Origin of the sequence: Streptomyces sp. NPDC058470 (assembly GCF_042721055.1) — a bacterium.
Taxonomy (GTDB): Bacteria; Actinomycetota; Actinomycetes; order Streptomycetales; family Streptomycetaceae; genus Streptomyces.
Map to the genome: position 1 here is coordinate 108,219 of NZ_JBHXMF010000010.1, position 19,737 is coordinate 127,955.

The window sequence follows — 19,737 nt, forward strand, 5'->3', positions numbered from 1 at the left end:
TTGTCTCTTTAGAGCGCGTCCGGGCCGCGCTCGCCGGTCCTGACCCGGACGGCGGTCTCGACCGGGATCGACCAGACCTTGCCGTCACCGATCTTGCCGGTGCGGGCCGCCTTGACGATGACGTCGATCAGGCCTTCGGCGTCGTCGTCCTCGGCCAGCACCTCGATGCGGATCTTGGGGACCAGGTCGACCGTGTACTCGGCACCACGGTAGACCTCGGTGTGTCCCCGCTGCCGACCGTAGCCGCTGGCCTCGGTGACCGTCAGGCCGTGTACTCCGAAGGCCTGCAGGGCCTCCTTGATCTCGTCGAGCCGGTGAGGCTTCACGACGGCGGTGATGAGCTTCATGCGTCCACCTTCTTGGCCGTGCCCGCAGCGGGGGTCGGGGTGGAGGTGAAGCCCGCACCACCACCGGTGCCGCTGAAGTCGTATGCGGTCTCGGCGTGCTCGGCCTGGTCGATGCCCGCGACCTCCTCGTCCTCGCTGACCCGCATCCCGATCGTCTTGTCGATCAGGAAGGCGAGGATCGCGGAGGCGATGAGGGAGTAGGCGAGGACCGCGCCGACGCCCGCGCACTGCTTCCAGAACTGGGTCAGGCCGCCGCCGTAGAAGAGGCCCTCGACATCGGACTGGCCCTTGCCGGAGGCGAAGAAGCCGATGAGCAGGGAGCCGGCGACACCGCCGACGAGGTGGACACCGACGACGTCGAGCGAGTCGTCGTAGCCGAACTTGTACTTCAGGCCGACGGCCATGGCGCACAGCACACCGGCGATGGCGCCGACGGCGATCGCGCCGAGCGGGGAGACCGCACCGCCGGACGGGGTGATCGCGACCAGACCGGCGACCGCACCGGAGGCGGCACCCAGCGTGGTGAACGCGCCGTGCCGGATCTTCTCGTAGGCGAGCCAGGCGAGCATCGCAGCGGCGGTGGCGATCTGCGTGTTGAGGAACATCAGCGCGCCGACACCGTCGTCGTTGCCGAGCCACGAACCGGCGTTGAATCCGAACCAGCCGAACCACAGCAGACCGGCGCCGAGCATGACCAGCGGGAGGCTGTGCGGGCGCATCGGGTCCTTCTTGAAGCCCACACGCTTACCGATGACGAGGATCACGCCGAGCGCCGCCGCACCGGCGTTGATGTGAACCGCCGTACCACCCGCGAAGTCGATCACGCCGAGTTCGAACGCCCAGCCGCCGGTGCCCCACACCCAGTGCGCGACCGGGAAGTACACGACCGTGACCCACAGGGCGATGAAGAGGGACCATGCGGTGAACTTCACGCGGTCCGCAAGAGCGCCGCTGATCAGAGCCGGTGTGATGATGGCGAACATCAGCTGGAACGCGGCGAAGACCGTGATCGGGATGGTGTAGCCGTCCCAGAGGTCCGTGATGCCGACACCGCCGAACCCGACGTAGTCGGAGGTCCAGCCGATGAGCGAGCCCTTGTCCGTACCGAAGGCGAGGGAGAAGCCGTACACCACCCACAGGATGGTGACTATGCCCATGCTGATGAAGCTCATCATCAGCATGTTCAAGGTGCTCTTTACGCGGACCATGCCTCCGTAGAAGAAGGCCAGGCCGGGCGTCATGATCAGCACCAGGGCGGAACAGATGAGCATGAACCCTGTGTTGGCAGCAGACAGCGTGGGTGCATCTGCGGCAAGGGTGATGGCTGGTGCCATCGGCGTCTCCTCGTCGGTTGGTACGGCCCCGTGCGGGCGAAGCCTGAAGTGGGCGTGAGGGGTGGGCCGGTTATGCGCCATGAGATTGGCGCAGCGCGGTTTCGGTCGGCACCCCTCGATGTTTCACCGAAGTGACGAAGACATCTCACGTGTTACGCCTCGATGAACTGCCTGAGACCGGACCGAGCGATCGTTATCGTGGCGCAACCTTCCCCGAGGGGGAGACAGGCCGGCCGCGGCGGGCCGTCCGATGACCTGGCATGGGGGAGCCGAGTCGGGCAGTTCGGGACGGCCGGCCACGGCCGGGGTACTGGGGAGTAGCCGCTTGCGCGGCCCCGGTCAGACCGCCTCCGCGGTCTCAGGCAGGTCGACGGCGAGCTGGTCGGTGAGGTCGACGACCTCGGCGAGATCCCCGAAGTCCCGGGCCGCCGTGTCGACTGTCTTTCGGATACGAGTGTTGACGCGCTCCGAGCGCACTTTCCTCGCGTACGACATGGCCTGCTTGGCCCTGACCGCGCTCTGCTCGGGCTCCCGCTGGAGGAGGTGCACGGTGGCCATGCCGATCAGGTTCAGTGCGTACGAACGCTGGTGTTCGGCGTCCTTGGCGAAGAGGTCGACGGCCTGCTGCATCAGGGGCTCGGCCATGGAGGCGTAGGTGGGGCTGCGTCCGGCGACATAGGCGAGGTCACGGTAGGAGTGCGAGTTCTCGCCGTACAGCTCGGCCTCGGAGAAGAAGCGGATCCAGTCGGGGTCCGGGTCGTCCCAATCGTGCACGTCGGCGAAGCTGTCCTCGGCCATCCGGACGGCGCGCTTGCACTTTCCGGGCTGGCCCATGTTGGCGTACGCGCGCGCCTCCATCGCATACAGCATGGCCTGGGTGCGCGGGCTCGCGCAGTCGCGGCTTCCGTACTGCGCGAGGTGGATGAGTTCCAGTGCGTCGTCGGGCCGGCCCAAGTGGATCATCTGGCGGCTCATGCTGGAGAGGACGTACGAGCCGAGCGGTTTGTCGCCCGCTTCCTTGGCGGCGTGCAGGGCGAGGACGAAGTACTTCTGCGCGGTGGGCTGGAGCCCCACGTCGTAGCTCATCCAGCCCGCCAGCTCGGCCAGTTCGGCGGCGACCCTGAACAGGCGCCGGTTCGTCGCGGCGGGCTGGGGCTCCTGGAGCAGGTCCGTCACCTCGTGCAGCTGTCCGACGACCGCTTTGCGGCGCAGGCCGCCGCCGCACTGGGCGTCCCACTGCCGGAACATCACCGTGGTGGATTCCAGGAGGTCCAGCTCCGGCTTGGAGAGCTGTCCGCGGCGCACCGAGGTGGCGGGCTCGGGCTCCTCGCGGAGCGCTGCGGACGAGGGCACGAGCCAGCGCTGCATGGGCTCGATGAGGGCCGGACCCGCGGCGAGGGCGAGCGAGCTGCCGAGGAAGCCGCGCCGCGCCAGCATCAGGTCGCTGCGTGAGTACTCGCTGATCAGCGCCACGGTCTGCGGGCCCGTCCAGGGCAGGTCGACGCCGGACACGGACGGTGACTGGTGGGCGGCGCGCAGGCCGAGGTCCTCGACGGCGACGACACAGCCGAACCGCTCGGAGAACAGCTCGGACAGGATCCGCGGGATCGGCTCGCGCGGGTTCTCGCCGTCCAGCCAGCGACGTACCCGCGAGGTGTCCGTGGAGATGTGGCTGGCCCCCAACTGGCGGGCCCTGCGGTTCACTTGACGTGCGAGCTCACCCTTGGACCAGCCGCTGCGCACGAACCACGAGCCGAGCAGCTCGTTGGGGCGCTTGTCCGTGCCGGTCGCGGTCGTCCCGCCTCCGCCGTTGCCGCCCACTGGAACGCCCCCATCCCTGAGACCACTTGTACGCTGCGTGCGCCAAGCCCTATCAGAATGCCGGTAAATACGGCCGCCCGTCCGGTACTTCTCACCCTTCGAACGGGAAGTCGACTTGCCCTTGGCATACCCACGAGTGCACACGTCCCCAGGACTCGTGTACTCAAAGTAATCCTACGATCACGCCTCCAGCCATGGCGATCCTGGAAACGCCACCATTCGCCACCCCTTCGAATGAACTCCGCATCGCCCACGCGCGATTCACTTGACATAGGACGGCCGGGAGTGGGCGGAGCGGTGTGCGCCGGGGCGCACAATGCCGAGCGCACTACCCAGGGCACCACTGAGCGCCGTCTGGACCGGGCGACACAGGGGAAGTCGGGAACACAGGGTCACGTTCCCATTCCAACACGTAACCGCCGGTGGATCGGACCCGTTGGAGGGGGCATGGGCTTCACGATCGGCAGTAGTCGGGGCACGCGCGAGCTCCGGCCCGGCTCACGGCGCCGCGGCCGCTCGTCGGAGTGCACCGCGGTGGCGGAGTTCACCGGACTCTGGGGCTGGGACGTGGTCCCGGGCGCCCGGACCGCCGCGGGCGCGTGCTCCTGCGGCAGGGCCGACTGTCCCGCGCCGGGTGCGCACCCACTCGACTTCGCACCGACGATCCCGGCCGGCGCCACGCTCGACGAAGTGACCGAGGCCTGGGCCGACTTCCCGGGTGCCGCCATGATGCTGCCGGTCGGCAGCGCGTTCGACGTGATCGAGGTCGCCGAGGCCGCCGGGCGCCGCGCCCTCGTCCGACTCGAACGCATGGGGCTCCCCCTCGGACCCGTGACGGCGACCCCGGACGGCCGCGCCCACTTCTTCGTCACCCCCGGCTCCGCACCCGAACTGCCCGAGCTGCTCTACCGAATGGGCTGGGACGATGCCTCCCTCGACCTGCACGGCCTGGGCTCGGGTACGCACATCACGGCCCCGCCCTCCGACCGCGCGGGGCTCGGCCCGGTCCGCTGGCTGCGCTCCCCCGCCCTGGACTCGGCGACGAAACCGCCGCAGGCACGGCTGCTGTTGGGGACGCTGGCCTACGTGGCCCATCGGTCGCGGGCGTAGCCGTTCGCGAACCGCGGGCTCACATGACCGAGCGCCCGCCTCCCACTGCACCTTGGGGGCGGGCGCTTCTCCGAGCACCTGGTGACTCTGCCTGAATTCGGTGTGCGCCTACTCTCCGATAAGGGCATCCACGAACGCCTCCGGCTCGAACGGCGCCAGATCGTCCGCTCCCTCCCCCAGTCCCACCAGCTTGACCGGCACGCCCAGCTCGCGCTGCACCGCGATCACGATGCCGCCCTTGGCCGTGCCGTCGAGCTTGGTGAGCACGATGCCGGTGATGTTGACGACCTCGGCGAAGACCCGGGCCTGGACCAGGCCGTTCTGCCCGGTGGTGGCGTCGAGGACGAGCAGGATCTCGTCCAGCGGGGCGTGCTTCTCGACGACACGCTTGACCTTGCCGAGCTCATCCATGAGCCCGGTCTTGGTGTGCAGCCGGCCCGCGGTGTCGATGAGGACGACGTCGGCGCCCTCCTCGATGCCCTCCTTGACCGCGTCGAACGCGATCGAGGCGGGGTCACCGCCCTCGGGACCGCGCACGGTGCGGGCGCCCACACGCTCACCCCAGGTCTGCAGCTGGTCGGCGGCGGCGGCACGGAAGGTGTCCGCGGCGCCCAGGAGGACGTGCTTGCCGTCGGCGACCAGCACGCGCGCGAGCTTGCCCGTCGTGGTGGTCTTGCCGGTGCCATTGACCCCGACGACCAGCACGATGCCCGGGGTGTCGAGGTTCGAGTCCGTCTTGACCTCTCGGTCGAACTCGGGGACGAGCAGCTGGAGCAGCTCCTCGCGCAGCAGCGCGCGCAGTTCGACGGGCGTACGGGTGCCGAGCACCTTCACGCGCTCCCGCAGCCGGTCGACCAGCTCCTGGGTGGGCTGCACACCGACATCGGCGGTGAGCAGCGTGTCCTCGATCTCCTCCCAGGTGTCCTCGTCGAGGTGCTCGCGCGAGAGCAGCGTGAGCAGGCCCTGGCCGAGCGCGCTCTGCGAGCGCGAGAGCCGGGCGCGCAACCGCACCAGGCGCCCCGCGGCGGGCTCCGGGACCTCGATCGCGGGGGGTGCCGGGGGTTCCTCGACAGCGACGGGGGACGGCGCCGAGGCGTCGGGGCCGGGGCCCGGGAGATCCACCTCCTCGATCGTGCGGCGCGGTTCGTCGCGCGGTGTCGCGGCCTCGTCGCCGACATGCGGCTCGGCCGGGGGGGCGGTGATGTCGGGGGCGGCCGGGGGCGGCGGAGGCAGCTTCCGCTTACGACTGCCGACGACGAGCCCACCGAGCGCGCCGATCACGACCACGGCGATGACTACAGCAAGGATGACGATTTCCATAACGCCACCCAGTATCGGCCATCCCTTGCTCGGGAGGGAGAACCCCTCCCGAGCAAGGGATTTTGTAGCTTCCTCCAAAGAGGGGGGCTTCCTCCGCGCGGAACGCCGCGCACCCTGCGAACCCGAACCCGCCACTCTGGCGACCTGATGAACCGTCAGCTACCGTCCCCCTCCACACACGAAGGGGACTCCCCATGCCCGTAACCGTCGTACGTTTCAACCTCGTCGAGCCCGACGCCACCCCCGCGTCGTTGAGCGCCCGCTACAAAGCGGCAGTTGAGATGGCCGCGTACGCCGACGACCGCGGCATCACCACCGTGCAGACCGAGGAGCACCACGGCGTGGCCAACAACTGGCTGCCGTCGCCGTTCGCCTTCGCGGGCGCGGTGTTCGGCGCGACCCGGCACATCGCGGTCACCGTGTCGGCGGTCATCGGACCGCTGCACGATCCGCTGCGCCTCGCCGAGGACATCGCCGTACTCGATCTGCTCAGCGGCGGACGCCTCATCACGGTCGCGGGCATCGGCTACCGGCCCGAGGAGTACGCCCTCTTCGACGTCGACTGGAAGCGGCGCGGCAAACTCCAGGACGAGCTGCTGGAGACGGTCCTGAAGGCGTGGACCGGCGAGGATTTCGAGTACCGAGGCAGGACCGTACGGGTCACTCCGCGGCCGTTCTCGGACCCGCATCCCCTGCTGCTGGTCGGCGGTTCCTCGAAGGCGGCGGCCCGCCGGGCGGCACGTCTGGGCCTGCCGTTCTTCCCCAGCGCCCACCTTCCCGACCTGGAGGCGTACTACAAGGAGCGGCTCCTCGAGTACGGCACCGAGGGCTGGACCATGATGCCGTCTGCGGAGACCCCGCTGCTGCACCTCGCCGAGGACCCGGACCGGGCCTGGGCCGAGTACGGCACGCACTTCCTGCACGAGGCACGGACGTACGCCTCCTGGCAGTCCGGCGACATCCGCTCGGCGGTGAAGTCGGCGGCCACGACGGTGGACGAACTGCGCGCCGAGGGCGTCTACCGGATCCTCACGCCCGACGAGTGCGTGGCACAGGGCCTCGACAACTACGTCCTGCACCCACTGTCCGGCGGAATGCCCGTCGATGAGGGCTGGCGCAGCCTGCACCTGTTCTGCGAGAACGTCCTGCCCCGCCTCAAGGACTGACGGGACGGAGAACGGCGAACGGCCCCGGCTCAGGACCTCGAAGGCCGAGCCGGGGCCGAACGTCTTCTTCTGATGAGTACGGGGAGACGGGCGGCGGGGATGTGGCCCGTCTCCCCGAGTTCCGGGGGCCGTACGACGGGACCTAGCCCATCTCTTCCAAGGTCTTGCCCTTGGTCTCCTTCACGTACTTGAGCACGAAGGGGATGGAGAGCGCGGCGAAGACCGTGTAGATCACGTAGGTCGCGGAGAGGTTCCAGTCGGCCAGGGACGGGAAGCTCGCGGTGATGGCCCAGTTGGCGATCCACTGCGCGGAGGCGGCGACGCCGAGCGCGGCGGCGCGGATCCTGTTCGGGAACATCTCGCCGAGGAAGACCCAGACGACGACACCCCAGGAGAGGGCGAAGAAGAGAACGAAGACGTGGGCGGCGATCAGGGCGACCCAGCCCTGGGCCGCCGGCAACTTGCCGTTCACCAGGTCGAAGGAGAAGGCCCAGGCTTCAAGGGCGAGACCCACGACCATGCCCACGGAACCGATGAGGGCGAGCGGCCTGCGGCCGATGCGGTCGACGAAGATGATGGCGATCACGGTGCCGATGATGTTGACGATCGACGTCGTGAACGAATAGAAGAACGACTCCGTCGGGTCGACGCCGACCGACTGCCACAGCGTCGAGGAGTAGTAGAACGCGACGTTGATGCCGACGAACTGCTGGAAGACCGAGAGACCGATACCGACCCAGACGATCGGCTTGAAGAAGACGCTGCCACCGAGCAGGTCCTTGAAGGTCGACTTGTGCTCGCTCTTCATGGCGTGCTCGATCTCGGCGACACGGGCGTCGAGGTCGATCTTGTCGCCCTCGACCTCCTTGAGCACCTGACGGGCGTGCTCGTCCCGGCCCGCGGAGATCAGGAAGCGCGGCGACTCGGGGATCGCGAAGGAGAGCAGGCCGTAGAGGACGGCCGGGATGACCATCACGCCGAGCATGACCTGCCAGGCCTCCAGGCCCACGAGCGTGCCGCGCTGGTTGCCGTCGGCGGCGTTCAGGATGCCCCAGTTGACCAGCTGCGAGATGGCGATGCCGATGACGATCGCGGCCTGCTGGAAGGCCCCGAGGCGGCCGCGGTACGCGGGCGGGGCGACCTCGGCGATGTAGGCGGGGCCGATCACGGAGGCCATGCCGATGGCGAAGCCGCCGATGACCCGCCAGAAGGCCAGGTCGTACAGGGAGAAGGGCAGCGCGGAGCCGACGGCGCTGATGGTGAAGAGGACGGCGGAGATCTGCATGCAGCGGATGCGGCCGATGCGGTCGGCGATGCGTCCCGCGGTCGCCGCGCCGATGGCGCAGCCGATCAGTGCGATGGCGATGACCTGGGCCAGCGCCGCCGAGCCGATGTCGTACCGGCTTCGGATGGCTTCGACGGCGCCGTTGATCACGGCACTGTCGTAGCCGAAGAGGAACCCGCCCATCGCGGCCGCCGCCGCGATGAAGATGACATGGCCGAGATGCTCGGGATGAGCCGCTCGGGCGCCTGCGTTCGGGGGCACTGTGCTGGTCACGTGTAACTCCTCGGGCCACCGGCCTCACTGCCGGGGGTGGGGGCGAGCCCTTCAAGTGGTCGTACAAGTGGCACATAACTTGGCGCCACCCACCACCTGAAGGTAAAAGCAACGTTGCAGAGACTATTCCTTCAAGTTTCGAAGTCAACAGGGGGGTCTGTTGTGAATTTTCGGTAGAGAGAAGCCGTCAAATGTTCAAGACTTGAACTCAAGAGAAAGGCCCAGGTCAAGACCCGTGTGAGCTACACACATCTAGCGGAGGCGCTGGCTGATGACCTTCGACACACCGTCACCCTGCATGGAGACGCCGTACAGCGCGTCGGCGACCTCCATCGTGCGCTTCTGGTGCGTGATCACGATCAGCTGCGAGGCCTCCTGCAGCTCCCGCATGATCCCGATCAGCCGCTGGAGGTTGGTGTCGTCGAGCGCCGCCTCGACCTCGTCCATCACATAGAACGGGCTGGGCCGTGCCTTGAAGATCGACACGAGCAACGCCACGGCGGTCAGGGACCGCTCGCCGCCGGAGAGCAGACTCAGCCGCTTGACCCTCTTGCCCGGAGGGCGGGCCTCCACGTCCACACCCGTGGTGAGCATGTTGTCGGGATCGGTCAGGATCAGCCGCCCCTCCCCTCCCGGGAACAGCCGGCTGAAGACGCCCTCGAACTGCAGGGCCGTGTCCCGGTACGCCTCGGTGAAGACCTGCTCGACGCGCTCGTCGACCTCCTTCACCACTTGAAGCAGGTCGGTACGCGTCTTCTTGAGGTCCTCCAGCTGCTCACTGAGGAACTTGTGGCGCTCCTCCAAAGCGGCGAACTCCTCCAGCGCGAGCGGGTTGACCTTGCCGAGCTGCTGGTACGCCCGCTCGGCTGACTTGAGCCGCCTCTCCTGCTCGGCGCGGTGGAACGGCCGGGGCTGGTTGCGCGGGTGCTCCGGGTCCTCGGGCAGTTCCTCGCCCTCGGCGGCGAGCGAGGGCGGCACGAGCTGCTGCGGGCCGTAGTCCGCCACCAGCCCCGCCGGTTCGACACCGAGTTCCTCCAACGCCTTCGACTCCAGCTGCTCGATACGCATCCGCTTCTCGGCACCGAGTACCTCGCCGCGGTGAACCGAATCCGTGAGTTTGTCGAGCTCGCCCTTGAGGTCACGTCCTTCTCCACGGGCGACGCCGAGAGCCTGCTCCCGGTGGGCCTTGGCGCTCTCGGCGGCGGTCCGCTCCTCATCGGCCCTGGTCAGCGAGACCTCGACGTGCGTGAGCAGTTGCCGTGCCCCGGAGGCAACGGCCTCGGCGACTTCGGCCTCGTACCGCAGCCGGGCCCGGCGCTGCTCGGCACGCGCGCGTGCTTCACGTTCGGCCCGCGCGGCCCGGTCGAGACCGTCGGCCCGCCCGGCAAGCCCCTTCACCCGCTCCTCGTGCGTACGCACCTGGAGCCGGGCCTCCATCTCGGTCTGCCGCGCGTTGGCGCCGTCGGCGGCCAGCCGATCCCGTACGCCGGTGTCGGGCTCCTCCTCCACCGGCATCTCCTCGGCGACGGCGAGCCGCTCGGCCAGCTCCTCCGCCTCCTCCACGGCACGGTCGAGCGCGTCCTGCGCCCGCGCCGCGGCGGCGGTACTCCGCTCCGCCTCCCCCACCGCGCCCCGCGCCTGCCCGGCGAGCCGCCCCAACTGCTGTGCCACGGCCGACTTCTCGCGCTCGGCGGCCCGCCGCCACTCGCCCAACTCCTCGACGAGCGCGGCACTTTCCTTCCGCCGCTCCGTGGCCTCGTGCTGCGCCTCGCCGAGCGCCTCACACCGCACGGCCAGCTCTTCGAGCTCCGCCGCCGCCTCGTCGACGGACGCCTGCACCTCCAGCAGACTCGGCGCCCCGGCCGAGCCGCCGTGCGCGAAGTGGGCACCCAGCAGGTCTCCTTCAGCGGTGACGGCCGTCAACTCCGGCCGCCCGTAGACGAGTTCCTCAGCGTCCTCAAGGGTGCCGACCACGACGATCCCGCGCAGCAGCCGCCGTACGGCGGGCATGAGCTCGGCGGGCCCGCGCACCAGCTCGGCCGCGTGCGGCGGCCCGTCGTTCCGTTCCTGACGGGATACGCCGCCCTCCGCCGCGTTCGTGCTCCGCTCGTCCGGCGCGCCCGCCAGCAGCAGCGCCGCCCGCCCCGCGTCCTGCTTGCGGAGCATGCGGATGGCGTCCGCCGCCGAGGCGGGGGTGGTGACCGCGATCGCGTCGGCCGCGGCACCGAAGGCGGCGGCCAGGGGGATCTCGAAGCCGGGGGTGACCGTGAGGAGCTCGGCCGCGGGTCCCAGGAGGCCGGTGAGGCGGTCCTTGGCGCCGAGCAGCGCCCCTGTGCCGTCCTTGCGGCGCAGTCCGAGAGCGAGAGCCTCGCGACGGGCCTGCGTTGCGGCGCGCTTGCGTTCCTCCGCCGTGGCCGCCTCGCGGGCCGCTGTCAGCGCGGCCTCCGCGTCGGTCAGCGCCCGCTTGGCCGCCTCGTGCTGATCCGTCAGCGAGGCGTCGCCCGCGTCGAGGCCGTCGACCTCGGCCTTCAGCTGCTCGTACTCCTCCTGGGCCGCGACCGCGCGCTCCTGGGCCTCGTCGCGGGACGCGGCCAGACGGTCGATCTCGGCCTGTGCGGAGGCGGCCCGCGAACGGGCGGCGTTGACCTGGCCGCCCAGCCGGGCGAGGCCTTCGCGGCGGTCGGCGATGGCGCGGGCGACGTCCTTGAGGCGGCGTTCCTCGACAGCGAACTCGCGCTCCAGCTCGGCCCGGTGCGCGACGGTGTCCTCAAGGGCGTGCTCGGCAGCCTCCAGGGCCGCTTCGAGCTCGGCCTCCTGCTCACGGATCCGCGCGGCCTCGCGCTCCATGTCCTCGGGGTCGCGCCCGCGCCGCTCCTCGGGCGGTGTGGAAGTCGCGCTCTTCACGCGCGCGTCGGCCAGCGAGATCGTGCCGCGCACCCGCTCGGCGAGCTGCGACAGCTCGTACCAGGTCTGCTGGGCGCTCTGCAGGCGGGGAGCGAGCCGGCGGACCTCGTCCTCCAGGAGCGCTTCGCGCTGCTGCGCCTTCTTCAGCTCGGCCTCGGCGGTCTCCTTGCGTTCCTTCAGCGCGGCCTCGTCGGCGATCTCGCTCTGGAGCGCCTGGCGCAGTCGTACGAGGTCGTCGGCGAGGAGACGGAGCCGGGCGTCGCGCAGGTCGGCCTGGATGACGGCGGCGCGGCGCGCGACCGCGGCCTGCCGGCCCAGCGGCTTCAACTGCCGGCGCAGCTCGTCCGTCAGGTCCTGGACACGGGCCAGGTTGGCCTGCATCGCGTCCAGTTTCCGCAGCGCCTTCTCCTTGCGCTTGCGGTGCTTGAGTACGCCCGCGGCCTCCTCGATGAAGGCGCGGCGGCCCATCGGATCGGCGTGGAGTACGGAGTCGAGCTGGCCCTGTCCGACGATGACGTGCATCTCACGGCCGATGCCGGAGTCGCTCAGCAGTTCCTGGATGTCCAGCAGTCGACACGTGTCGCCATTGAGCTGGTACTCGCTGCCGCCGTTGCGGAACATGATCCGCGTGATGGTGACTTCGGCGTACTCGATGGGCAGCGCGCCGTCGGAGTTGTCGATGGTGAGCGACACCTCGGCACGGCCGAGCGGCGGACGCCCGGTGGTGCCGGCGAAGATGACGTCCTCCATCTTGCCGCCGCGCAGCGACTTGGCACCCTGCTCGCCCATGACCCAGCTCAGCGCGTCCACGACATTGGACTTGCCCGAACCATTGGGGCCCACGACACAGGTGATGCCCGGCTCGAACCGCAGTGTGGTCGCCGAGGCGAACGATTTGAACCCGCGCAGGGTGAGGGCCTTGAGGTGCACGCCGCTGGACTCTACCTTTCGGGCCGGTATCACTCCATGAACACGCGGTTTCACCCATGAAGGTGCAGGGCACACCAGACGTTGAAGACAGGGGAAAAGTACGCGGGGGAAAGAAGAAGGGACGCCGAAGAGGCGTCCCTTGCAATTCTGACAACTTAGCGGTTGATGTGGGCTGCCCAACCACTGCTGTCGTGGTGCGATGCAGTGATCAGGTGAGCGCAGGCTCCGCCTGGGGTACGTCGAGATCAAGAAGCGAGTCGTGAGAAGCGGCAGCCGCGAGCGCGTCGTTCTCGGCCTGGATCCGTCCGAGCTCGGATTCGAGGTCCTGTACGCGCTGCTGGAGCCGTCGCATCTCGGCAATGAGTCGCGGGTCGGAACCGCCGACGTAACCGAGAAGCGCCTTTGCCATGATGGATGGTCCTCCACACTGAGTGACCGACCGAAACGGTGTGGGTCGATGGGTCGTGAGGGAATCGCACCCGCGATGCTTGACACTTTTAAGTTCTTACTGCTGTTCCACATGCCAAACAGCTAAGGTGCGCGGGGCTTTCAGCGTCTCACCAAAAAGTTTGACGGTCAACACGATCACGCCCGCAATGGCGGGCTACGCCGGGGCACGCGGCCCTGCAAGGGCGGCGCTGCGACTCCCTCGGGCCCTGGGGGCATGGAGATCATCCGTATCGGCGGAGCCTCCCACGACCGGTCGTTCTTGGCAACCACCTGGGCCTTTCCGCTTCCGGCAGGTGCTGGTGGTATGCCCCGCCGCTCCGGCCCGGTCGGTCGCCGCCGCTCCGTCAGCGGATGGCGAAGCCTTCGTAGATCCCGCGGGGCGTGTCCCAGATCTCAGTGACTCCGTCCACGCGCCCGGGTGTGTCGTCCCCCTGGAGCCAGTCGAGCAGACTCTGGCAACCGGTCCGAGGGCCCTCCGCGACCACTTGGACCCGTCCGTCGTCGAGATTGAGAGCAAAACCACTCAGCCCTCCGATCTCCAGCACCTTGGCCCGCGTGAACCAGCGGAAACCCACGCCCTGAACCCTTCCGCGGACCCAGACGACCACCCGTGCAACCTCGTTCATGAGTGCACGCTAACCGGACAATGTCTCTCGGGACACATCCTCCCCTTGCGCCATGCGGTACCGTCCCGACCCAATGAGTCTCATATGAAACTCACTCTTTAGGGTGAGGTTCGCTGACTGCAAGATCGAGGAAGGCCACATAGATGGGACGCCACCGACGCTCAGCCGCCGGCCGCGCCGCCACAGGTCGCGCCACCGGGGGCACGGACACCCGCACGGACCGCACGGGCACCACCGGTCCCTACGGGCCGGAGAACCTGTATGGCTACGCGGCTGTCGCCGACTTCCCGAGCGGTGCCGTAGCCCGCTCGCACCGTAAGAGGAAGGCCGCGACCCCCGTACGTACGGGGCTGCTGGGCGTCTCCGCCGCCGTGGCCCTCGGCACCGTCGCCGTCGCGGCCGGTGTGATGCCCGGCGCTGAGAACTACTCCCTCGGCGGCCGCAACGCCGACAACGTGCAGGCCGCCGGCTCCCCGTCCAGCGTGGAGACCCCGCAGGGCGGTACCTCGGGCAGCGCGGAGGAGAACCGCGACGACACGGGGACGAGCCGTGGCGCCGAGCGCGAGGCCACACCCTCGGCCGCCCCCTCCACCTCCACAGCCCCGCCGGTGACGACACCCTCGAAGAAGCCCACGGCCGAGCCCACCGAGACCGAGACGGCCACGCCCTCGAAGCCCGCCGAGGAGCCCACCAAGACTCCGGAGACCACCGCCCCGGTGACGGTATCCGCGGAGACCGCGGCCGAGGCCACCGTGCTCGCACTGGTCAACGTGGAGCGGGCCGGCGCGGGTTGCAGCCCGGTGGCGGCGAACAGCTCCCTGACCGAGCTGGCCTCCGTCTTCAGCACGGACATGGCCGCGCGCGGCTTCTTCGACCACACCGACCCTGATGGCGCGACCCCCTGGGACCGCGCGGCGACCGCCGGGATCAGCAACCTGGGCGGCGAGAACATAGCCCGCGGCCAGGCCACCGCCGAGGCCGTGATGGAAGCCTGGATGAACAGTCCCGGCCACCGCGCCAACATACTGAACTGCGACTTCAAGACCCTGGGCGTGGGTGTGCACCTCGGCGAGGGCGGCCCTTGGTGGACACAGGACTTCGGCTACTGACCGACCCCGGGTACCGGTCGTCGACGACCGGTACCCGACCCAGCGCGCACTATCGATGAGTTAGCGCGACCCCACGGTGAGCGCTGTGCCGAAGTACCCTCAAAGCATGGAGTCAGCCGTGCAGTCCGCCGTCGCGAGCAGTGAGTGTCAGGATCTCGCGTACAGCGTGTTCGCCCGGGACTGCCCGTCCCGCGGCACACTTGAGCACATCACCGGACGCTGGGGCGCGCTCACCCTGGGAGCCCTGCACGACGGCACCTTCCGCTTCAACGAGCTGCGGCGCCGTGTCGACGGCGTCAGCGAGAAGATGCTCTCCCAGACCCTTCAGGCGCTGGAGCGCGACGGGCTGGTGCACCGCGACGCCCAGCCGACCAATCCCCCACGCGTCGACTACACGCTCACACCGCTGGGCCGCGAGGTCGCCCAGCACCTCCTGACCCTCATCCACTTCATGGAGGCCCGCATGGACGACGTACTGGAGTCCCGCGGGCGCTACGACGAGGCGCGCCGCAAGAGCTAGCCGGCCAAGGCTCCCCGCTTCGGCTACGCGGTCGCGCGCGGCGCCCGCTGACAGCGCGGGCAGAAGTAGCTGGACCGGTTCATCCACGCGCGCCGCATCATCGGTGTCCCGCACCGCCCGCAGGGTTCGCCCTCGCGCCCGTACGCGTCGAGCGAGCGGTCGAAGTAGCCCGACTCCCCGTTGACGTTGACGTACAGGCTGTCGAAGCTGGTGCCGCCGGCGGCGAGGGCGTCGTTCATGACGTCGCGGATGTGGCCGAGCAGCTCGGTGCTGCGCGGCCTGGTGAAGGTTCCGGTGGCGCGTTCGTAGTGCAGCCTGGAGCGCCAGAGCGCCTCGTCCGCGTAGATGTTGCCGACCCCGCTGATCAGCGACTGGTCGAGCAGGGCGCGCTTGATCGTCGTACGGCGGCCGCGCAGCGCCGTGTGGAACGCGGCGTCGTCGAAGAGGGGGTCGAGCGGGTCACGGGCGATGTGTGCGATGACGTCCGGGAGGCCGTCCGCGGTGTTCTCGTGCAGGGAGAGGCCGCCGAAGGTGCGCTGGTCGACGAAGCGCAGCTCGGTGCCCTGGCCGTCCTCGAAGCGGATACGGACGCGCAGGTGCTTCTCGTCCGGGGCGTCCTCGGGCTGCACCAGCAGCTGACCGCTCATGCCGAGGTGCGCGAGAACGGAGTACGGGGAGTCGGCGAGGGGCAGCCAGAGGTACTTGCCGCGACGCCTGGCCTCTTCCACGCGAAGGCCTGCGAGCGCCTTCGCGAAGGCCTCGGGCCCGGCCAGGTGCCGCCGTACGGCTCGCGGATGCCGGACCTCCACCGCCTGTACGACCCGCCCGCTGACCCAGCGCTCAAGACCGCGCCGCACGACTTCGACCTCGGGCAACTCGGGCACGGCGCTCCTCCGGAGAATGCGATACGAACCCCGCCGCTGCGCGAACGCTGCGACGGGGTTCGGATACTGCGGGTACATCACCTACCACGAGTGCTGCAGGTGCTTCAGTTGTGAAGGAATCAGGCCGTGGCCGAATCGCTTGTCGGAGCCGAGGGGGTGTCGGCGTTCCCCTCGGCGACCTGGGCTGCCGCTTGTTCTGCTTGTTCAGCGGCGGCCGCCCTGGCCGACTTCGCGCGTTCGTCCGCGTCGGAACGGATCGCACGCCACGCGGATTCCGCGGCCTGCTGTTCCGCTTCCTTCTTGCTGCGGCCGGTGCCGGTGCCGTACGAGACGCCTCCGACGCGGGCGGCAGCAGTAAAGGTCTTCTCATGGTCAGGGCCGGTCTCCGAGACCAGGTACTCGGGAACCCCGAGCCCTTCGGTCGCGGTGAGCTCCTGGAGACTGGTCTTCCAGTCCAGGCCGGCCCCGAGATTCGAGGACTTCTCAATGAGCGGGTCGAAGAGCCGGTGAACGAGTTCGCCCGCCGATTCCAGACCCTGGTCGAGATAGACCGCGCCGATCACCGCTTCAAGGGTGTCGGCGAGGATGGACGCCTTGTCCCGGCCACCCGTGCCTTCTTCACCCCGGCCAAGCCGGATGAAGGAGCCGAGTTCGAGGCCACGACCCACCTCCGCCAACGCACGCGAGTTGACCACCGCGGCCCGCAGCTTGGCCAGTTGGCCTTCTGGGAGGTCGGGGTGAGTGCGGTACAGCGTGTCCGTGACCACGAGGCCGAGCACGGAGTCCCCGAGGAACTCCAGGCGTTCGTTGGTCGGCAGACCGCCGTTCTCGTACGCGTACGAACGGTGGGTCAGTGCACGCACCAGAAGGGCGGACTCGAGCTTGTAGCCGAGCCGCCCTTCCAGAAGCGTGTGGGACGAGGCTGTGTTGTCCGCCTTTTTCTTGGCGTTTGAATCCGCCTTGGCGTCAGACATCAGACCTCTCACCAGCCGCTCAGACCTCGAGGACCTGGCGCTTGTTGTAAGTGCCGCAAGCGGGGCACGCGATGTGCTGCAGCTTGGGCTCGTGGCAGCGCTCGCACGCAACCAGGTTGGGGACCGCAGCCTTCCACTGCGACCGGCGGTGGCGCGTGTTGCTGCGCGACATCTTCCGCTTCGGAACAGCCACGGCTACTTCTCCTGCTTCTCGTCGACGTGCGCTGATGGAAGCGCGCCGTCGCCCAACTCGTCCTTCTCGCCATCTTCAAGTGAACCGGCGAGTCCCTGCAGTGCCGCCCAATGGATGTCGACGGCCTCGTGGTGGTGGTCCGGGGCGTCCGCGAGCCGCGCTCCGCATTCGGAGCACAGGCCGGGGCAGTCGTCCTGGCACACCGGCTGCATCGGCAGTGCGAGCACCACCGCATCACGCAGCACGGGTTCGAGGTCGAACAGGCCGTCCTCGAGAGGGAGCGTGTCCTCGTCGTCCTCGGCGTCGTCGGCCGGCTCCGCTTTGGGGCGGCCCCGGTCGTCGGCGTCAGGGTACGAAAACATCTCCTGGAACTCCGCTTCGAGCTCCAGCTCAAGCGGCTCCAGACACCTTACGCACTCCCCCTTGGCCAGTGCACGGGCGGTGCCTGTGACAAGCACACCTTCCATGACCGACTCAAGCCGGAGGTCGAGCTCCACCGGGGTGCCTTCCGGCACTCCGATGACTCCCTGGATCCCGAGATCCTTGGGAGCGTCGATCGTGCGGGACAGCCGCTGGAGCGCGCCAGGACGCCGTCCCAGCTCGCGTGTGTCGAACACGAGCGGGTTGCGGTGGTCGAGGCGGGCGTTCAGAGCCATTCCTGCTTTCGATCTTCGAAGCTCAAGAGGATGCTGCCCGCGACGTTCCGGGCAGCAGTGATCGCGGACGTACACGCGACCGAAGGGCCAGGATACTGGACCTTTTGCTCTCGGCCCAATCCGGTGTCAGCGCCCCTGTTCGTACGCCCGCAGCTGCTCCGCACTGATCATGCTCGTGTCGAAGAGGCTGGTCTCGTCGAGGGCGTGCTGCTGCGCGTCCATGGCGTGCGCCTGGGGCTGCGCGTAGGCCTGTTGCTGGCTCTGGTCGTACGCCGGCTGCTGGTCGCAGCCCTGCTGCTGCGGGTAGGCGGCATACGGGTCGGCGGTCTGCTGCTGGTAGGCGTACGGATCCTGCTGGACGTACTGCTGCTGGTATCCGTACGGATCCGGGGCCTGCTGCTGATAGGCGTACGCGTCCTGCTGCGCGTACACCTGCTGCTGGGCCGGGATGTCCGGAGCCTGGGGCACCACGGGCTGCTCGGGGGTCTCCGTGATTCCCGCGAGGCCCGCCAGGTAGTCGGAGTCGTTCGTGTGGTGCGCGGGCGTCCCGTCCTCGTCCGTGAGGAGGCCGAGGTCGTCGCTGGCGATGCGGCCGTGCAGCTTCTGCCTGCCGCGGCCGACGGCGTCCAGGGTCTTGGCGAGGACGGCCTCGAAGGCGCCGAGCTTGACGTCGACGTACTCGTCGGCGCTCCGGCGCAGTGTCTCCGGGTCGTGGCTGCGCTCGGGGGCGTCCTCGTCCTCGTACCCCTGCTCGTCGGTGCCCGGGCCGGTGCCCAGCAGCTTCTCGCGGCCGCGGCCGACGGAGCCGAGGGTCTTGGTGAGGACGACCTCGAAGTTGGCGAGCTTGGAGTCGACGTAGTCGTCGGCCTCCGCGCGGACCTCCTCGGCCTCCTGGCGGGCCTCGGCGAGGATGCGTTCGGCCTCGGCCTGGGAGCGCCGGGCGACCTCCGTGTCGGAGATCAGCGAGCCGCGCTCGGCGTGCGCGGTCTCGATGATCCGCTCGGCCTCCTGGCGAGCGTGCTCGACCAGCTGCTCGCGGCCGCCGATCAGCTCCTCGGCCTGGGCGAGGGAGCCGGGCAGCGCCTGGCGCACCTCTTCGAGCATGGCGAGCAGCTCGGCGCGGTTGACCACGCACGAGGCCGACATGGGCATGGAACGGGCGCTGCCGACCGACGCGACGATCTCATCGAGCTTCTTCTGCACGTCCACTCTGTGCTCGCCACTCTCTACAGGTGTTGATGGAGACGGACGGGTCGACTGTACGACCACTGCCTCCCCGCCCGACACCGGATGACGGACTGTCAGTTCTGTGGGGCGGGCTCAGTCCTTGTCTCGGGAACGGGCTCAGTCCTTGCCGAGACGCTCCTTGAGCGCGTCCAGGACCACGGGCGGCACCAGGTGGGAGACGTCGCCGCCCCAGGTCGCGACCTCCTTGACGAGCGAGGAGGACAGGAAGCTGTAGGTGGGGTTGGTGGGGACGAAGAGGGTCTCCACGCCCGACAGGCCGATGTTCATCTGGGCCATCTGCAGCTCGTAGTCGAAGTCGCTGACGGCGCGCAGTCCCTTGACGATCGCGGGGATGTCGCGCTGCTTGCAGAAGTCGACGAGAAGGCCGTGGAACGCCTCGACCTCGACGTTTCCGAACTCGGCGGTGACCTCGCGGATCAGGTCGATCCGCTCGTCGATCTCGAAGAGGCCCTTCTTCGACTGGTTGATCATCACCGCGACGTGCACGACGTCGTACAGCTTGGAGGCTCTGGCAATGATGTCGAGATGTCCGTTGGTGATCGGGTCGAACGACCCGGGACAGACGGCGCGGCGCAACTGAGGTCCCT

General features: G+C 69.0%; 18 protein-coding genes. 4 read left to right on the top strand and 14 right to left on the bottom strand.

Translation table 11 applies throughout. The features are described from left to right. Positions 1-8 precede the first annotated feature (8 nt). From ACFWP7_RS10085 to ACFWP7_RS10095, 3 genes are all read right to left on the bottom strand, one after another. Positions 9-347, bottom strand: coding sequence for a P-II family nitrogen regulator (locus tag ACFWP7_RS10085; RefSeq protein ID WP_164411711.1), 339 nt, complete (start codon positions 345-347; stop codon positions 9-11). Next, positions 344-1,681: an ammonium transporter gene (locus ACFWP7_RS10090; RefSeq protein ID WP_384378921.1), complete on the bottom strand. Its 1,338-nt coding sequence runs from the start codon at positions 1,679-1,681 to the stop codon at positions 344-346. Before ACFWP7_RS10090 ends, ACFWP7_RS10085 begins: the two co-directional genes overlap by 4 nt. Positions 1,682-2,020: 339 nt before the next feature. Further along, a complete protein-coding gene (locus tag ACFWP7_RS10095; RefSeq protein WP_384378924.1) occupies positions 2,021-3,502 on the bottom strand; it encodes a hypothetical protein in 1,482 nt (493 codons plus the stop codon). A gap of 447 nt (positions 3,503-3,949) precedes the next feature. On the opposite strand from ACFWP7_RS10095, the gene ACFWP7_RS10100 reads away from it, so the two are divergent. Then, positions 3,950-4,612 carry a bifunctional DNA primase/polymerase gene (locus ACFWP7_RS10100; RefSeq protein ID WP_384378927.1) on the top strand — a complete coding sequence of 221 codons (663 nt, stop codon included), beginning with the start codon at positions 3,950-3,952 and terminating at the stop codon, positions 4,610-4,612. Between the two features lie 108 nt (positions 4,613-4,720). On the opposite strand, the gene ftsY is transcribed toward ACFWP7_RS10100, so the two are convergent. Then, positions 4,721-5,932: a signal recognition particle-docking protein FtsY gene (ftsY, locus tag ACFWP7_RS10105; RefSeq protein ID WP_384378930.1), complete on the bottom strand. Its 1,212-nt coding sequence runs from the start codon at positions 5,930-5,932 to the stop codon at positions 4,721-4,723. Between the two features lie 194 nt (positions 5,933-6,126). Here ftsY and ACFWP7_RS10110 point away from each other — a divergent pair, with 194 nt between their 5' ends. Beyond that, positions 6,127-7,098 (top strand): LLM class flavin-dependent oxidoreductase, encoded by a 972-nt coding sequence (locus ACFWP7_RS10110; protein ID WP_384378933.1) that lies wholly within the window; start codon positions 6,127-6,129, stop codon positions 7,096-7,098. Positions 7,099-7,240: 142 nt separating this feature from the next. On the opposite strand, the gene ACFWP7_RS10115 is transcribed toward ACFWP7_RS10110, so the two are convergent. The 4 genes from ACFWP7_RS10115 to ACFWP7_RS10130 form a co-directional block, all read right to left on the bottom strand. Then, the gene (locus tag ACFWP7_RS10115; protein WP_384378937.1) at positions 7,241-8,656 is read right to left on the bottom strand and encodes a sugar porter family MFS transporter; all 1,416 of its coding nucleotides are present in this window, start codon (positions 8,654-8,656) and stop codon (positions 7,241-7,243) included. A 252-nt stretch (positions 8,657-8,908) separates the two neighbouring features. Next, positions 8,909-12,490, bottom strand: a complete 3,582-nt coding sequence (gene smc, locus ACFWP7_RS10120; RefSeq protein ID WP_384378940.1) for a chromosome segregation protein SMC — start codon at positions 12,488-12,490, stop codon at positions 8,909-8,911. A gap of 208 nt (positions 12,491-12,698) precedes the next feature. Further along, positions 12,699-12,899 (bottom strand): hypothetical protein, encoded by a 201-nt coding sequence (locus ACFWP7_RS10125; RefSeq protein WP_365428924.1) that lies wholly within the window; start codon positions 12,897-12,899, stop codon positions 12,699-12,701. 385 nt (positions 12,900-13,284) lie between these two features. Then, on the bottom strand, positions 13,285-13,566 hold the full coding sequence (locus ACFWP7_RS10130; protein WP_384378943.1) for an acylphosphatase: 282 nt from the start codon (positions 13,564-13,566) through the stop codon (positions 13,285-13,287). 143 nt (positions 13,567-13,709) lie between these two features. On the opposite strand from ACFWP7_RS10130, the gene ACFWP7_RS10135 reads away from it, so the two are divergent. Together ACFWP7_RS10135 and ACFWP7_RS10140 are read left to right on the top strand one after the other, a co-directional pair. Continuing rightward, positions 13,710-14,675, top strand: a complete 966-nt coding sequence (locus ACFWP7_RS10135) for a CAP domain-containing protein (RefSeq protein WP_384378946.1) — start codon at positions 13,710-13,712, stop codon at positions 14,673-14,675. Positions 14,676-14,781: 106 nt separating this feature from the next. Further along, positions 14,782-15,195: a winged helix-turn-helix transcriptional regulator gene (locus tag ACFWP7_RS10140; protein WP_384378949.1), complete on the top strand. Its 414-nt coding sequence runs from the start codon at positions 14,782-14,784 to the stop codon at positions 15,193-15,195. Between the two features lie 23 nt (positions 15,196-15,218). On the opposite strand, the gene mutM is transcribed toward ACFWP7_RS10140, so the two are convergent. From mutM to coaD, 6 genes are all read right to left on the bottom strand, one after another. Next, on the bottom strand, positions 15,219-16,079 hold the full coding sequence (gene mutM, locus ACFWP7_RS10145; RefSeq protein ID WP_384378952.1) for a bifunctional DNA-formamidopyrimidine glycosylase/DNA-(apurinic or apyrimidinic site) lyase: 861 nt from the start codon (positions 16,077-16,079) through the stop codon (positions 15,219-15,221). A 119-nt stretch (positions 16,080-16,198) separates the two neighbouring features. Beyond that, positions 16,199-17,053, bottom strand: a complete 855-nt coding sequence (rnc, locus tag ACFWP7_RS10150; protein ID WP_384378955.1) for a ribonuclease III — start codon at positions 17,051-17,053, stop codon at positions 16,199-16,201. A gap of 19 nt (positions 17,054-17,072) precedes the next feature. Further along, positions 17,073-17,246, bottom strand: a complete 174-nt coding sequence (gene rpmF, locus ACFWP7_RS10155) for a 50S ribosomal protein L32 (protein WP_033321093.1) — start codon at positions 17,244-17,246, stop codon at positions 17,073-17,075. Positions 17,247-17,248: 2 nt separating this feature from the next. After that, on the bottom strand, positions 17,249-17,902 hold the full coding sequence (locus tag ACFWP7_RS10160; RefSeq protein WP_384378959.1) for a YceD family protein: 654 nt from the start codon (positions 17,900-17,902) through the stop codon (positions 17,249-17,251). A gap of 126 nt (positions 17,903-18,028) precedes the next feature. Continuing rightward, entirely contained in the window at positions 18,029-19,111 is a 1,083-nt protein-coding gene (locus ACFWP7_RS10165; protein WP_384378962.1) for an ATP synthase F0 subunit B, read from the bottom strand. Positions 19,112-19,246: 135 nt separating this feature from the next. Next, the gene (gene coaD / locus ACFWP7_RS10170) at positions 19,247-19,726 is read right to left on the bottom strand and encodes a pantetheine-phosphate adenylyltransferase (protein WP_384379060.1); all 480 of its coding nucleotides are present in this window, start codon (positions 19,724-19,726) and stop codon (positions 19,247-19,249) included. Positions 19,727-19,737 lie beyond the last annotated feature (11 nt).